At 69.8% G+C, this 13,667-nt stretch carries 17 protein-coding genes; 16 read left to right on the forward strand and 1 reads right to left on the reverse strand.

What is annotated here, in order from left to right; genetic code table 11:
- From VGO10_RS15180 to bcp, 5 genes are all read left to right on the forward strand, one after another.
- Positions 1-495, forward strand: coding sequence for a SixA phosphatase family protein (locus tag VGO10_RS15180; protein WP_327469809.1), 495 nt, complete (start codon positions 1-3; stop codon positions 493-495).
- Between the two features lie 74 nt (positions 496-569).
- Positions 570-1,175: a TetR/AcrR family transcriptional regulator gene (locus VGO10_RS15185; protein WP_327469811.1), complete on the forward strand. Its 606-nt coding sequence runs from the start codon at positions 570-572 to the stop codon at positions 1,173-1,175.
- A gap of 80 nt (positions 1,176-1,255) precedes the next feature.
- A complete protein-coding gene (locus VGO10_RS15190) occupies positions 1,256-2,956 on the forward strand; it encodes a thioredoxin-like domain-containing protein (protein WP_327469813.1) in 1,701 nt (566 codons plus the stop codon).
- Positions 2,957-2,964: 8 nt separating this feature from the next.
- On the forward strand, positions 2,965-3,828 hold the full coding sequence (locus VGO10_RS15195; protein ID WP_327469815.1) for a DNA-formamidopyrimidine glycosylase family protein: 864 nt from the start codon (positions 2,965-2,967) through the stop codon (positions 3,826-3,828).
- Positions 3,829-3,848: 20 nt separating this feature from the next.
- Entirely contained in the window at positions 3,849-4,325 is a 477-nt protein-coding gene (gene bcp / locus VGO10_RS15200) for a thioredoxin-dependent thiol peroxidase (RefSeq protein ID WP_327469816.1), read from the forward strand.
- Between the two features lie 4 nt (positions 4,326-4,329).
- Here bcp and VGO10_RS15205 read toward each other — a convergent pair whose 3' ends face one another.
- Positions 4,330-4,977: a methyltransferase domain-containing protein gene (locus VGO10_RS15205; RefSeq protein WP_327469818.1), complete on the reverse strand. Its 648-nt coding sequence runs from the start codon at positions 4,975-4,977 to the stop codon at positions 4,330-4,332.
- Between the two features lie 48 nt (positions 4,978-5,025).
- On the opposite strand from VGO10_RS15205, the gene VGO10_RS15210 reads away from it, so the two are divergent.
- The 11 genes from VGO10_RS15210 to VGO10_RS15260 form a co-directional block, all read left to right on the forward strand.
- Positions 5,026-5,304, forward strand: a complete 279-nt coding sequence (locus VGO10_RS15210; protein WP_327469820.1) for a hypothetical protein — start codon at positions 5,026-5,028, stop codon at positions 5,302-5,304.
- Positions 5,305-5,411: 107 nt separating this feature from the next.
- Positions 5,412-6,353 (forward strand): exopolyphosphatase, encoded by a 942-nt coding sequence (locus VGO10_RS15215; RefSeq protein WP_349258949.1) that lies wholly within the window; start codon positions 5,412-5,414, stop codon positions 6,351-6,353.
- Positions 6,354-6,379: 26 nt separating this feature from the next.
- Positions 6,380-6,967, forward strand: coding sequence for a GNAT family N-acetyltransferase (locus VGO10_RS15220; RefSeq protein ID WP_327469824.1), 588 nt, complete (start codon positions 6,380-6,382; stop codon positions 6,965-6,967).
- 22 nt (positions 6,968-6,989) lie between these two features.
- Positions 6,990-7,661 (forward strand): HAD family phosphatase, encoded by a 672-nt coding sequence (locus VGO10_RS15225; RefSeq protein ID WP_327469826.1) that lies wholly within the window; start codon positions 6,990-6,992, stop codon positions 7,659-7,661.
- Positions 7,658-8,653 carry a lysylphosphatidylglycerol synthase transmembrane domain-containing protein gene (locus VGO10_RS15230; RefSeq protein ID WP_327469828.1) on the forward strand — a complete coding sequence of 332 codons (996 nt, stop codon included), beginning with the start codon at positions 7,658-7,660 and terminating at the stop codon, positions 8,651-8,653. Before VGO10_RS15225 ends, VGO10_RS15230 begins: the two co-directional genes overlap by 4 nt.
- A gap of 5 nt (positions 8,654-8,658) precedes the next feature.
- Entirely contained in the window at positions 8,659-8,925 is a 267-nt protein-coding gene (locus VGO10_RS15235) for a hypothetical protein (protein ID WP_327469830.1), read from the forward strand.
- 87 nt (positions 8,926-9,012) lie between these two features.
- Positions 9,013-9,213 (forward strand): hypothetical protein, encoded by a 201-nt coding sequence (locus VGO10_RS15240; RefSeq protein WP_327469832.1) that lies wholly within the window; start codon positions 9,013-9,015, stop codon positions 9,211-9,213.
- Positions 9,200-10,150, forward strand: coding sequence for a hypothetical protein (locus VGO10_RS15245; protein WP_327469834.1), 951 nt, complete (start codon positions 9,200-9,202; stop codon positions 10,148-10,150). Before VGO10_RS15240 ends, VGO10_RS15245 begins: the two co-directional genes overlap by 14 nt.
- A 193-nt stretch (positions 10,151-10,343) precedes the next feature.
- Complete coding sequence (locus VGO10_RS15250) at positions 10,344-11,003, forward strand: acetate uptake transporter (protein ID WP_327469836.1); 660 nt, start codon at positions 10,344-10,346, stop codon at positions 11,001-11,003.
- A gap of 48 nt (positions 11,004-11,051) precedes the next feature.
- Complete coding sequence (gene acs / locus VGO10_RS15255; RefSeq protein WP_327469838.1) at positions 11,052-13,010, forward strand: acetate--CoA ligase; 1,959 nt, start codon at positions 11,052-11,054, stop codon at positions 13,008-13,010.
- Position 13,011: 1 nt separating this feature from the next.
- The coding region (locus VGO10_RS15260; protein ID WP_327469840.1) for an AMP-binding protein at positions 13,012-13,667 on the forward strand (656 nt) is incomplete at its 3' end.

Here is a 13,667-nt window from a genome sequence, read left to right on the forward strand (position 1 = left end):
ATGGCGAACCAGCTTTGGCTGCTGCGGCACGGCGAGGCCGAGCCGCATGGCACACGGCCCGACGCCGAGCGCCGGCTCACGCCGCGTGGCGAAGAGCAGTCGCGGGCCGCAGGCCGGGCGCTCGCCGCGCTCGAGCTCACCTTCCAGGCGATCTACACCAGCCCAAAGGTGCGTGCGCGTGACACTGCGCTGTTGGCGGCCGAGACGCTCGGCGACGAGCCGATCGTCACGCCGGTTCTGGCGGAGGACTTCAGCGTCGCCGACGCGCGCGACCTGCTGCTGGGCGTCGAGCCCGACGGGCGCATCCTCGTGGTCGGCCACAACCCGGACTTTGCTCAGGTGGTCTTCGACCTGACCGGCGGCCGCGTGGACTTCAAGAAGGGCGCGGTGGCCGGCGTCCGGCTGGACGGCACCCGCGGCGAGTTGATCGCGCTGCTGCGCCCGCGCGAGCTCGAGCAGATCGGGGTCCAATCGGATCCCTCGCCCGCGGCTTAGCCGAACGGCGAATTACCTCATCCGGGCGTTGAAGCGGGACCGCTCGCGCCCTTATGTTCCTCTTCATCGGTCCCATGCTCGACTCCGCGGACGTCACCCCACGAGACGGACGCGTCGCCCGATCGCACCGCACGCGCGCGGCGATCGTCGAGGCGCTCGTCACCCTGCTCGAAGCGGGCAATCCGCAGCCGACGGTCGAGGAGATCGCCGCCCAGGCGTCGGTCGCCCCGCGGACCGTCTTTCAGCACTACGCCGACCGTGAGGCGCTGTTCGCCGCGGTTTCGGAGCATCGGGAGGCGCATCTGCAGCGCCTCATGGGCAGGATCGACCCAGGCGCACCGTTGCTCGAGCGCATCGACGCGGTCGTCGCCCAGCGCCGCCGCATCTTCGAGTGGATCGCCGCCGTGCGCCGCGGCGCGCTGCTGATGGAGCCGTTCTCTGAGAGCGTGCACGGCGCGCTCGACGGCTTCCGCACGGCCAAGCGCCTGGAGCTCGAACGGGTCTTCGCGGCCGAGATCGCCGCACGTGGTGAGCGCGAGCGCGCCACCTTGGTCGCCGCGCTCGGGGTCGCGGGCTCGTGGTCGATGTGGGACGCGCTGCGCGTGCAGCAGGGCCTTGACGTCGAGGCTGCCTGCGCGGCGCTAGCGCTGACGCTGCGGTCGCTGCTCGACGGTCGCTGATCGCGACGCGGCACACTGGAGGGCATGGAACGCGTCCGCCACCTAGCCGCGCGCTTCGTCGGACGAGGGACACGCGTCGGATGAGCTCCGTCCGCGTGCGTGCCCCCGAGCTCGACGGCGAAGGTGGGTGGATCGGGGTCGACGACCTCTCGCTGGCGCAGCTGCGCGGCAAGGTCGTCCTGCTCGACTTCTGGACGCTGGCCTGTGTGAACTGCCAGCGGGTGATCGAGGAGCTGCGTGGTCTGGAGCGTCGCTTCGCCGACGTCCTGGTGACCGTCGGCGTGCACTCGCCGAAGTTCCCCCACGAGCACGACCACGGCGCGGTGCGCGCGGCCGTCGCCCGCCACCGCATCGAGCATCCCGTGCTCGATGACCCGGCGATGATCACCTGGGACGCCTACGCGATCCGGGCGTGGCCGACGCTCGTGCTGATCGACGTCGACGGCCGCGTCGCGCTGACGGTCTCCGGCGAGGGCAAGGCCGTCCAGCTGGCGGGGGCGATCGAGGCGCTGGTGGCCGAGGCCGAGGCGGCGGGCACGCTGCGCCGCGGGCCGCTGGAGCTCGACGCAGCCGATGCCGCCCAAGGCACCGGTGAGCTGGCGTTCCCGGGCAAGGTCGCGATCGAGGACGGTGCGACGCGGGCGCCACGCGTCGCGATCGCCGACACCGGCCACGACCGCGTGCTGATCTGCTCGCTGGGCGGCGAGGTGGAGATCGAGCTCGACGGGCTCTACCAACCCCAGGGCGTGTGCTTCGACGGCGTCGGTGAGACAGCCGCGCTGCTGGTTTGTGAGACCGGCGCCGACCGGGTCTGGCGGATCCCGCTCGACGGCCGCGGGCGCCGGGAGTTGCTGACCGATCAGCTGCGCTCGCCGTGGGATGTGATCGTCTGGCACGGCCACGCGGTGATCGCCGAGGCCGGCCGCCATCGCCTCTGGGCCGTCGACCGCGCCGGCGAGCTGCAGCTGCTGGCGGGCACCGGCGCCGAGGCGCTGGTCGACGGGCCCGGCCTGGAGGCGGTCCTGGCGCAGCCGTCCGGGCTGGCGCTGACCGCCGACGGCGACCTCGCGTTCCTCGACGCCGAGGCCAGCGCGCTGCGGGTCGTGCGCGCCGGCACGTTCGCGGTCGAGACGCTCGCGGGCGCCGGGCTGTTCGCGTGGGGCGATGACGATGGTGACGGCGAGCGCGCGCGGCTGCAGCATCCGCTCGGCCTTGCGCTCGGCCCCGGTGGTGAGCTCTACATCGCCGACACCTTCAACAACGTGATTCGCGTCTGGCGCGGGTCGCATCTGTGGACGGTCCCGGTCCAGGGCTTCGTCGAGCCGGGCGGGATCGCGGTCCTGCCCGACGGTCGCCTGCTCGTCGCCGACACCGGCAACCACCGGATCGTCCGCGTCGACCCGCTGCGCGCGCGGGCCGTCGCGCTCGACGTCGGCCGCCCGTCCTCGGTCGACACCCCCGCCGGTCAGCCGGCCTCGGTGGCGGGAACGATCGTGCAGCCGGCGGGCTCCACGCTGCCGGTCTCGCTCGATCTCGATCCCGGCGAGGATGACCTCGACCCCGCGAGTGGGCCGCCGATCCGCGTGCGGGCCGTGGCCGACGTGCCCGGGCTGCTGCGCGAGCCGACGTCCTGGACGGCGAGCGCGCTGCCGGTCTCGATCGACCTCGCGCTCGGCGAGGGCTCGGGGCGCGTGACGGTCGAGCTGCTGGCCGCGACCTGCGGGACGGACGCGTGCCGCCTGCGGCGCACGCAGCGCGCCTACGACGTCCTTCTAACCTAAGGCCGCCCATGCCCGAGCTGCCCGAGGTCGAGATCACCGCCCGCCGTCTGAGCGAGGCGCTGGCCGGCGCGACGATCGAGTCGACGCTCGCGCCGGGCATCAACGCGCTCAAGACCTTCGACCCGCCGCTGCACGCGCTTGACGGGCGCCAGATCGAGGGCGTGCGGCGCATCGGCAAGCACGCCGTCATCGACGTCTCCGGTGATCTTCATGTCCTCATCCATCTGATGAGCGCCGGGCGGCTGCAGTTGTATGACAAGCGTGCCTCGCTGCGCGATCGCACCTCGCGGCTGCTGCTGCGGGTCGACGGCGGCAGCGGCGAGCGCGAGCTGCGCCTACGCGAGTTCGGCACCAAGCAGGCGGCATGGGTGAAGGTGCTGACGCCGGAGGGGCTGGCCGCCGATGAGGCAGTCGCCAAGCTCGGGCCTGAGGCGTGGCCGGATCCGCCGCAGGATCTTGCGGAGCTGCTCAAGCCGGTCGGCGCCCGCCCGCTGCAGGCCGCGCTGCGCGACCAGCGCGTGATCACCGGCATCGGGCGCTCGTGGGTCGACGAGATCCTGTGGACGGCCAAGCTGTCGCCGTTCAAGCGTGCCAACGAGCTCGACGCCGACGAGGCTGGTGCGTTGCGGGCGGCGATCCTCGAACGGCTCGGCGGGGCGATCGAGCACTATGAGGAGGTCGTCACGCTGCCGATCCCCGACAAGCTGCCGCTGCCGCTGGAGGTCCATCGCCACGAGGGTGAGCCGTGCCCGCGCTGTGGCACGACGATCGAGGCGGTGCACTACGAGTCTTACGTCCTCTGCTACTGCCCGCACGACCAGACCGGCGACCGCGTCTTGAAGGATCGCCGGCTGTCGCGGTTGTTGAAATGACCGGGCCTATCATCTAAGGCATGGGCAAGATCAAGGAGGGCCAGCCGGCCCCGGACTTCGAGCTTCCCGACCAGTCGGGCAACCCCGTCCGCCTCTCCAGCTTCCACGGGCGCAAGGTCGTGTTGTACTTCTACCCGAAGGCCAACACGCCGGGATGTACCACCCAGGCCTGCGGGGTGCGCGACCACGAGATCGACTACGAGCGCGCCGGCGCCGTCGTGCTTGGCGTCTCTCCGGATCCGGTCAGGGCGGTCAAGAAGTTCGCCGAAAAGCAGGACCTCAACTTCGAGCTGCTCGCCGACGAGCACCACGAGGTCTGCGAGGCCTACGGCGTCTGGGTCGAGAAGTCCATGTACGGCAAGACCTTCTGGGGCGCCAAGCGCGCCACGTTCGTCATCGACGAAGAGGGCATCGTCCGCCGCGCCTTCAAGGCGCACCCCGAGACCCACGACGAGGACGTCCTCACGATCCTCGGCGAGCTCAACGCCCCGGCCTAGGCGCTCAGGCGCGTCGTGCGCGAAACACGACGAACCCGCGTCCGCCGATCTCGATGTCGGTCAGACCGGCCGCCTCCAGCCAGCGCACGATCGTCGCGCTGTCGGCAGGTGGGACCGCCAGCCCGCGGCGCGCTCCGGCGGCGAACAGGAGCCGCGTGCGGCGGCTCCCGTCGGCGACGAAGCTGCTGCCGACGAGCCGGCCGTTCGGCCTGAGTACGCGAGCGAACTCGGAGATCGCGTTCTCCGGATCGTTGATCATGTGCAGCCCGCTGTAGGTGACGAGCAGGTCGGCGCTCGCTTCGGGCAGCGGCAGGTGGCGCATGTCGGCCTCGACCGTCTCGACCGAGCGCAGGTCGCGCGCGGCGGCCTTGGCTCGCGTCCGCGCCAGCATGTCGGGCGCGATGTCGATCGCGACGTAGCGGACCTCCTGTGCCGGACGCAGGGCCCGCAGCGCCAGCCCGCCGCCGCACGGGACGTCGACGACGGTCGAGCCATCGGCCTGGCGGCCGATGACCTCCATGCTCGCGTACATGTCGGCGACCTCGATGCCCCAGACGCAGCGGCTGATCACCCGTGTCAGCCACGGCCGTTCGATGTAGAAGTCGTACAACCCGCCGAAGGAGGTGGCGCACTGGTTCCTGGCGTCGGCCATGTCGGCATCCTGCCAGCCAAGTGCTCGATCGCACTAGAGTCGGAGCCCATGACGCGTCGCGAAGACCTTGAACAGCTCTCCTCCAAGGAGCTCCACGACCGCGCCGTCAAGCGCGCCGAGAGGCACCTCGACATCAAGTTCCTGTGGAACCTTATGAAGCTCGTGCCGGCCGCCGAGGCCGGCGCCGGCCAGGAGGACGAGGCCGACTACGACGTCCTCCACTGGTCCGGCCAGGTGGCCGACACGTTCCGCGACGACGACGGCAAGCTGTCTGACGCGCTGCGGCCCGTCTACCTCGACTACCTCGAGCAGCACCCCGACGCGTAGTCCCACGGTCTCTTCGCCGACGGTCGGCGCTCAGGAATCCGGCACCTCTGCCGACGACCCTGAAGAACGACCGTGACGACTTTGGCAAAGGGACAGGGACTCTCCGCATGACGACGCAGGTGGCCGAGCGATACCGATTGGTGACCCGCTCCGACTTCGACGGGCTGGTGTGTGCTGCGCTGCTCAAGGAGCTGGGGATTCTCGACGACATCCTCTTCGTCCACCCCAAGGACATGCAGGACGGCAAAGTCGAGCTGACCGACCGCGACATCACCACCAACCTGCCCTACGTCGCGGGCGTGCACCTGTCGTTCGACCACCACGACAGTGAGACGATCCGCGTCACCGACGCACCCGAGAACCACATCATCGTTCCCGGCGCCAAGTCCGCCGCGCGCGTGGTCTACGACCACTTCGGGGGTGCCGACGTCTTCACCCTCGTCGGCGAGGACATCATGACCGCCGTCGACAAGGCCGACGCCGCAGACTTCACCCGCGACGAGATCCTCTCGCCCCAGGGCTGGGACTACATCAGCTTCCTGATGGACCCCCGCACCGGCCTCGGCCGCTTCCGCGAGTTCCGCATCTCCAACTACCAGTTGATGATGCAGTTGATCGACGACATCACGACCAAGTCGATCGAGGAGATCCTCGAGACGCCCGATGTCGCCGAGCGCGTCGAGCTCTACCGCGAGCACGCCGATCAGGCGATCGACCAGGTCGCCCGCTGCGGCACCCAGCACGGCAACCTCGTCGTGCTCGACTTCCGCAAGGAAGAGAAGATCTTCGCGACCAACCGCTTCACGGTCTACGCGCTGTTCCCCGACTGCAACATCTCGATCCACATCCTTTGGGGTCTGCAGCGCCAGAACACCGTCTTCGCCACCGGCAAGTCGATCCTGGACCGCTCTAGCCGCACCGACGTCGGCGAGCTCATGCTCTCCTATGGCGGCGGTGGCCACAGCGCGGCCGGCACCTGCCAGGTCGCCAACGAGGATGCCGAGCGCGTCCTCGGCGAGCTGATCCGCAAGATCAACGCGGACGGGTAGGCGTCGCGCACTACAGTCCGGGCGGCATGGCCGTCCGGCTGGTGAAAGACGAAGACATCGACGCGCTGGCGGGCACGCTGACGCGGGCCTTCGAGGACGATCCGGTGACGCGCTGGGTGTATGCGCGTGATGCGCGGCGGCCGTTGTGGTCAGAGCGCTTCTTTCGCTGGCAGCTGCTGCGGTTGCCACGCCAGGAGGTGAGCTGGACGACAGAGGACGGGCGTGGTGGCGCGGCGCTGTGGGCGCTGCCCGGGCGCTGGCGCGAGGATGTGCGCGAGACGCTGAGCCTGCTGGCGATGACGCTGCCCGGCGTGCTGCCGCGGCTGCCGCGGATCCTGCGCGGTCTCGGACAGGTCGAGGCGCGCCATCCCGCCGAGCGCCATCTCTACCTCGCCGTCCTCGGCGTCGACCCGGCGCGCCAGGGCGAGGGCATCGGCTCGCAGCTGATCCAGCCCGGGCTCGACCTCTGCGATCGCGAGCACCTGCCCGCCTACCTGGAGACCGGCAAGGAGGCCAACCTCGCCTTCTATGGCCGCCACGGCTTCGGGGTGGTCGACAAGATCCAACTGCCCAAGGGTCCGCCGGTCTGGTTTCTGTGGCGCGAGCCGCGCTGAGCGGTCTCGTAGGGTGCGGGGCGTGACCCTCGCTTCGCCGCCTCAGGCCGTCGTCTTCGACAACGACGGCCTCCTGCTCGACACCGAGACGGCCTGGACGCGTGCCGAGGAGGCGCTGTTCGCCACTCATGGCGGCACGTTCACCATGGAGCACAAGCGCGATCTGATCGGCTCCTCGCACACGGTCGCGGCGGGCAAGTTGGAGGTCATGCTCGACCGCCCCGGAGAGGGTCTCGCGCTGATGGCCGAGCTCCATGAGCGGGTGATGGCCGAGGCGACCCACGACGTGGCGCCGCGCCCCGGTGCCGTCGCGCTCGTCGACGCGCTGCTGGACGCCGGCATTCCGGTCGCGGTCGCCTCCAACTCGCCACGCGCCTTTCTGGACCTCGTCCTGCAGACCGCCGGCGTGGCCGCGCGCTTCGCGGTCACGGTCGCCGGCGACGAAGTCGCCCACCCCAAGCCCGCGCCCGACATCTACCTCGAGGCGTGCCGCCTGCTGGGTGCCGACCCGACGGCGTCGGTCGGTCTGGAGGACTCGCCTACGGGTGCCCAGGCGGCCAAAGCGGCGGGCCTGACCGTCATCGGCGTGCCCTATCTGCCCGACATGGAGATCCCGCCGGCCGACCTCATCGCGGCCTCGCTGGCCGATGACGCCGTCCTGGCGGCGGTCGGGCTCGTACCCTCCCGGGGGTGAGCGCCGCTGTGATTCTCGCCGGGTTGGGCGACTTCTTCGATGCGGTCGGGCAGTTCTTCGGCAACCTCGCCGACATCCGCTGGGGCGCGCTCCTGCTCGGGCTGCTCTGCTTCGGCACCTACCTCACGATCCGCTCGCGCGCCTTCTACAACGTGCTGCGCGCCGCCTACCCGACCGAGAAGATCGAGTTCAAGCGCATCTGGGGCGCCTACATCGCGGCCTACGGCTTCAACAACGTCGTGCCGGCCCGCGGCGGCGACGTCATCAAGATCTTCCTGGTCAAGACGTCGATCGCCAACTCGACCTACTCGGCGATCGCCGCCGCGTTCTTCGTGGAGTTCGGCTTTGACGCTTCGATGGGCGTCTTCATCCTGATCTTCGCCTTCACCCAGGGCGTCTTCCCCAAGCCGCCGGACTTCTCCAAGCTCGGCGCCTTCGACCTCAGCTTCTTCGCCTCGCACCCGCGCTTCCTGCTGTTCGTGCTCACCGCCCTAGCCGTCGCCGGCCTCGTCGGCTTCGCGCTGCTGAGCACCAAGGTGAAGGCCTTCTGGGCGCGCGTGCGGCAAGGGTTGACCATCATCTTCGATCGCAAGCGCTACTTCCGCGAGGTCTGGCTGGTCCAGTTCGGCGGCTGGTGCTTTCGCTTCGCCGCCTTCTGGTTCCTGCTCGACGCGTTTCACATCGGCGGCTCGATCAAGAACGTGCTCTTGGTCCTTGGCGTCAACGCGGTTGCGGCGTGCGTGCCGTTCACGCCCGGCGGCGCCGGCGTCCAGCAGGCGTTCCTGGTGAAGGTGTTCGCTGGGACGGCGGCGGGCGCGACGGTCGCGGCGTACTCGGTCGGCCAGCAGATCGCGATCGCCGCGTTCAGCCTCGCGGTCGGCTTCTTCGCGCTGGTGACGGTGTTCAAATTCCGGTCCTTCAAAGAGGTCATCGCGGCCGGGCGCGAGCATCGCGAGGCCGAGCGGGCCGCGGCTGGACAGCCGGTACCCTGAGGTTCATGGAAGGCTTCGGAGGACTCTTCGGCGACCCGGACGAGCTGCAGCGCCGCATGGCGGAGTTCGCAGATCAGATGCAGGGTCAGCAGCGCCTGGCATGGGCCGACAACGCGATCGGCCTCGCCGTGCAGATGACGGTGGCGGCGGTCAACCGCGTCAACATCCAGGGCACGACGGTCGAGCAGGCCGAGCAGATTCGCGCCGTGATGGCGACCGTCTTCCCCGAAGCGGTCACCCTCGTGCGCGAGGCGCGCGCGGGGCTGCAGTAGGCCGAACGCTCGCCCAGAGGGCGAGGTTCGGTCGCGAGTGTTCGCCCAGGGGGCGGAACTCGCCGCATGCCCGTAGGATCAGGGCTCGTGGCGCAGCTTTCGTCTTCCCAGTTGCTCTGGCGCGGCCGCATCGAGGCAGGCCTGCGGGTCGCCGCCCCGGTGCTCGACCTCGTGCTTGCCGCAGGCGATCGCCTGTCGCGCACCGTCGACCGCGAGGAGCCTGAGCTGATCATGCCCAGCCGCCTCGGCCACGACGACCAGCGCTCGCTGACCGATGGCCGCAGCTGAGTCCGTCCCGGTGGTGACGCCGGAGCAGATCCTGGCCCGTGAGGCTGTGCAGAAGCCGCGTGTCGGCTTCGCCGCGCTGGCCGCTGCCGTCCTGGCGGTCATCGCCGGCGTGCTGCCGCAGTCGATCTACACCGACTTCCCGCGGGTCTACGCGCTCGATTCGCTGCGCGACGCGGCCGGCCAGTCGTTCGGGCGCGCCGGGCTGCGCACCGAGCAGATCCTCTTCATCGACGACCACGCGTTCTCGCTGCTGGTCGTCGCGATCTGCCAGGGCCTCTCGCTGGCGCTGATCGGCGTGCTGCTCGTCTTCCTTTTCGACGCCTCGGTCGTGCGCGGTGCCACCACACCGCGGATGGCTCGGATCCTGGCGATGGCCGGCGCCGGCGCCGGCGCGCTTGCGGCGATCGTGTTGCAGATCGGCGTGATGATCGGCGCGAGCGACTTCGCCTCCTCCTCCGATCACGGCACCAAGGCAGCCCACGACGCGCTGCGTGGCGGGGTGGTCGTCGCGGCCAGCGGCGTGGGCTTCGTCGGCTCGCTCGCGCTGGCTGCCTCGTTTGTCCTGATCGCGCTCGGCGGCATGCGCGTCGGGCTGCTCACGCGCTTCCTTGGCGTCCTCGGCGCGATCGTCGGCGCGCTGATTCTGCTCGGTCCGCTCTCGGGCTCGCCGACCTTCATCGTCCAGGCGTTCTGGCTGGCGATGGTCGGCGTGCTGCTGTTCGGCCGCTGGCCGGGTGCCGGTGTTCCGGCAGCGTGGACCGACGGCGAGGCGCGCCCGTGGCCGACCCAGCAGGAGATCCGTGAGGCGAAGGGCCGCGCCCGCGGCGGTGGCGGCTACGCCAAGGCGCCGGAGCCGGCTGGGGCGTCGAGCGCACCGTCGTCCAACGGCGATGCGAGCCCGGCGACGTCGGCGCGCAAGAAGCGCAAGCGTCGCTAACCGGGTTGACGTCGTCGCGGCGTCGTCGGCGCGCAAGAAGCGCAAGCGGCGTTAACCGCACACGCCGTCATAGCGCTGACAGCGCCCAGGCTTCGTCTTCCTGCTCGCCGGGAACGCTGTAGGACAACGACTTGGGTTGCGGAGCGCGGCTCCACGTGTGAGGCGAGCTCTGCCAGGAAGAGGAGCGTGTCTGATGGAAGCCTCGACGACCAACGCACCGCGCTTTACGCGCGAGGAGCGAGCGGACGGGCGGACGCCCGTCGCGTCACAGGACCTCACGTTCGTGCCGTCGCCGATCGCCGACCCGGGGCCCTTGGGCCTCGCGGCGTTCGCGCTGACGACCTTCGTGTTGAGCATGTTCAATGCCAATCTCGTAGGCGTGGGCGGCGAGCCCGTCGTCTTCGGGCTGGCCTTCGCCTACGGCGGCATCGCGCAGTTCGCGGCCGGCATGTGGGAGTTCCGCACCGGCAACACGTTTGGCGCGGTGGCCTTCACGTCCTACGGCGCCTTCTGGCTGTCGTTCTGGGCGTTCGTGGAGTTCTTCGAGAAGAGCGTTCCGAAGGCCGACGCCGGCCACGCGATCGGTCTCTACCTGATCGCGTGGGGCATCTTCACGCTCTATATGTTCGTGGCCTCGCTGCGCACGACGGCGGCGATCGCCGCGGTCTTCGCGCTGCTGACCCTGACGTTCTTCGCGCTCGGAATCGGGAATGCCGGCGGGCACACGAACATCGTGCACCTGGGTGGGTGGCTCGGCTTGGCGACGGCGGCAGCCGCGTGGTATGCCTCTTTCGCGGCGGTGACGAACTCGACGTTCGGGCGCGCTGTCCTGCCCGTCAAGCATCTGCACTGACGGGCGCCTGAAGCTCAAGACCACAAACCGACCGAGGGGACCGCGATCATGGCGGGCACGACGACCGATCTGGAACGCCAACTGGCCGAGCTGCTGGAGCAGGAGCGGTTCGAGCCGCCGGAGACGTTCAAGGCCAATGCGTTGATCACGGACCTCTCGGTACACGAGGCGGCGGCCAAGGATCCCGTCGGCTGGTGGAACGAACAGGCGCGCGCGCTGCACTGGTTCTCTGAGCCGCAGCGCGCGCTCAACGACGAGAACCCGCCGTTCTACAAATGGTTTGAGGGCGGCACGACCAACGCCTCCTACAACTGCCTGGACCGTCACGTCGAGGCGGGCCTCGGTGACCGCGTTGCGTTCAAGTGGCGCGGCGAGGAGGGCGAGACGCGGGACATCACCTACGCCTGGCTCCTGGAGCAGACGCAGCGTGCGGCCAACGCGTTGAAGGACCACGGCGTCGGCGCGGGCGATGTGGTCGGGATCTTCCTGCCGATGATCCCCGAGGTCGTCGTGGCGATGCTCGCCTGCTCGCGCATCGGCGCGCCGCACAACGTCGTCTTCGGCGGGTTCTCGGCCGAAAGCGTCAAGGAGCGCATGGAGTTCTCTGAGGCCAAAGCGCTGATCACGGTCGACGGCGCGCGCCGCAAGGGCAAGACGGCGCCGGTCAAGCAGACCGTCGACGACGTCGGCATGCCGGTGGCGACGACGTTCGTCGTGCGCCACACCGGCATCGACTGCCCGATGGGTGACGGCGACGTGTTCTGGGACGAGGCGCTGGCGGCGGCCGACGCGTCGTGTCCGCCCGCCGAGCTCGACGCCGAGCATCCGTTGTTCATCTTGTACTCGTCGGGCTCCACCGCCAAGCCGAAGGGCATCCTGCACTCCACGGGCGGCTACCTCACGCACGTGGCGTGGACGCACAAGCACGTCTTCGACCTCAAGCCGGAGTCCGACGTGTACTGGTGCAGCGCCGACGTCGGCTGGATCACCGGCCACTCCTACATCGTCTACGGGCCGCTGCTCAACGCGGCGACGTCGGTGATGTACGAGGGCGCGCCCGACTACCCGCACAAGGGCATCTGGTGGGAGCTTTGTGAGAAGACCGACGCCACCATCTTCTACACGGCGCCGACGGCGATCCGGGCCTGCATCAAGTGGGGCGTCGAGCACGTCGAGAAGGCTGACCTGAGCAAGCTGCGGCTGTTGGGGTCGGTCGGTGAGCCGATCAATCCCAAGGCCTGGCTCTGGTACTGGAAGATCGTCGGCGGCGGCAACTGCCCGGTCGTCGACACGTGGTGGCAGACCGAGACCGGCGGCATCATGATCACCACCTTGCCCGGTGCCCAGGCGATGAAGCCGGGGATCGCGGGGACGCCGCTGCCGGGCGTCGCGGCAGCGGTGGTCGACGAGGAGGGCGAGGAGGTCTCGCGCGGCACGCAAGGCTTGTTGTCGTTGTCGCAGCCGTGGCCGGGCATGCTGCGCACCTTGTATGGCGATGACGACCGCTACATCTCGACCTACTGGGAAAAGTGGGGTCCCGAGCAATATCTGGTCGGCGACGCATCCAAGCAAGACGACGAGGGCTACATCTCGGTCATCGGCCGCGTCGACGACGTGCTCAACGTGAGCGGGCACCGGATGTCGACGGCGGAGATCGAGAGCGCGATCGTCTCGCACGGCAAGGTCGCCGAGGCCGCCGTGATCGGCGCCACCGACGAGGACACCGGCCAGTCGGTCGCCGCCTTCGTCACGCTGGAGGGCGACCTCGAGGGCACCGACGAGCTGGTCACCGAGATCCGCGAGCACGTCGCGGTGCGCATCGGCAAGCTCGCCCGGCCCAAGCGCATCATCTGGGCCGCCGACCTTCCCAAGACCCGCTCCGGAAAGATCATGCGCCGCCTGCTGCGCGACATCGGCGAGGGCCGTGAGCTGGGCGACGTGACCACACTGCGCGATCCCGGGGTCGTGAAGGACCTCGAGACCCAGTTCGGTAGCGAGGAGGACTGACGTGGCGACGATCGGGACGGGGGTCGCCTCCTACGAGGAGGCGCGATCGCAGCATCGCTGGGACGTCCCCGACCGCTACAACATCGCGCGCGACGTGTGCGACAAGCACCCCCGCGACAAGCTCGCGATGGTGTGGGAGGACTGGCAGGGCAACGAGCGCCGCGTCACCTGGGGGGAGATGCAGTCGCTCGCGAACCGAGCGGCGAACGTGTTGGCGGCCCACGGCGTCCAGCGCGGCGATCGGGTCGCGGTGGTCGCCCCGGCGACGGCCGAGACCGCCGCGGTGTTCCTCGGCGCTTGGAAGCTCGGGGCGATCCTGCTCTCGATGTCCGTGCTCTACGGCGACGAGGGCATCCAGCACCGGGTCCGTGACTCGCAGCCGCGCGTGCTGGTCACCGACGCGGCCAACGCGGACCGGATGCCCGGGGACCTGGTCGACGACGTCCTGATCCTCTCGCCCGAGCTGCTGGCCGGCGCGGACGACCACTTCGAAACGCTCGACACCGCCGCGGACGACCCGGCGCAGCTGTACTACTCCTCCGGCACGACCGGGCTGGCCAAGGGCATCCTGCACGCCCACCGCTACGTGCTCGCGCACGAGGAGTTCGTGTACTGCCACGACATCCGCGACGCCGAGCTGTTCCACGGCATGGGCGA

The organism is Baekduia sp. (genome assembly GCF_035996765.1).
Taxonomy (GTDB): domain Bacteria; phylum Actinomycetota; class Thermoleophilia; order Solirubrobacterales; family Solirubrobacteraceae; genus Baekduia.

What these genes read in the sequence shown, in the direction of transcription:
- VGO10_RS15180 (WP_327469809.1), top strand. Translation starts at nt 1, where the DNA reads ATGGCGAACCAGCTTTGGCTGCTGCGGCACGGCGAGGCCGAGCCGCAT.
- VGO10_RS15185 (WP_327469811.1), top strand. Translation starts at nt 570, where the DNA reads ATGCTCGACTCCGCGGACGTCACCCCACGAGACGGACGCGTCGCCCGA.
- VGO10_RS15190 (WP_327469813.1), top strand. Translation starts at nt 1,256, where the DNA reads ATGAGCTCCGTCCGCGTGCGTGCCCCCGAGCTCGACGGCGAAGGTGGG.
- VGO10_RS15195 (WP_327469815.1), top strand. Translation starts at nt 2,965, where the DNA reads ATGCCCGAGCTGCCCGAGGTCGAGATCACCGCCCGCCGTCTGAGCGAG.
- bcp (WP_327469816.1), top strand. Translation starts at nt 3,849, where the DNA reads ATGGGCAAGATCAAGGAGGGCCAGCCGGCCCCGGACTTCGAGCTTCCC.
- VGO10_RS15205 (WP_327469818.1), bottom strand. Translation starts at nt 4,977, where the DNA reads ATGGCCGACGCCAGGAACCAGTGCGCCACCTCCTTCGGCGGGTTGTAC.
- VGO10_RS15210 (WP_327469820.1), top strand. Translation starts at nt 5,026, where the DNA reads ATGACGCGTCGCGAAGACCTTGAACAGCTCTCCTCCAAGGAGCTCCAC.
- VGO10_RS15215 (WP_349258949.1), top strand. Translation starts at nt 5,412, where the DNA reads ATGACGACGCAGGTGGCCGAGCGATACCGATTGGTGACCCGCTCCGAC.
- VGO10_RS15220 (WP_327469824.1), top strand. Translation starts at nt 6,380, where the DNA reads ATGGCCGTCCGGCTGGTGAAAGACGAAGACATCGACGCGCTGGCGGGC.
- VGO10_RS15235 (WP_327469830.1), top strand. Translation starts at nt 8,659, where the DNA reads ATGGAAGGCTTCGGAGGACTCTTCGGCGACCCGGACGAGCTGCAGCGC.
- VGO10_RS15245 (WP_327469834.1), top strand. Translation starts at nt 9,200, where the DNA reads ATGGCCGCAGCTGAGTCCGTCCCGGTGGTGACGCCGGAGCAGATCCTG.
- VGO10_RS15250 (WP_327469836.1), top strand. Translation starts at nt 10,344, where the DNA reads ATGGAAGCCTCGACGACCAACGCACCGCGCTTTACGCGCGAGGAGCGA.
- acs (WP_327469838.1), top strand. Translation starts at nt 11,052, where the DNA reads ATGGCGGGCACGACGACCGATCTGGAACGCCAACTGGCCGAGCTGCTG.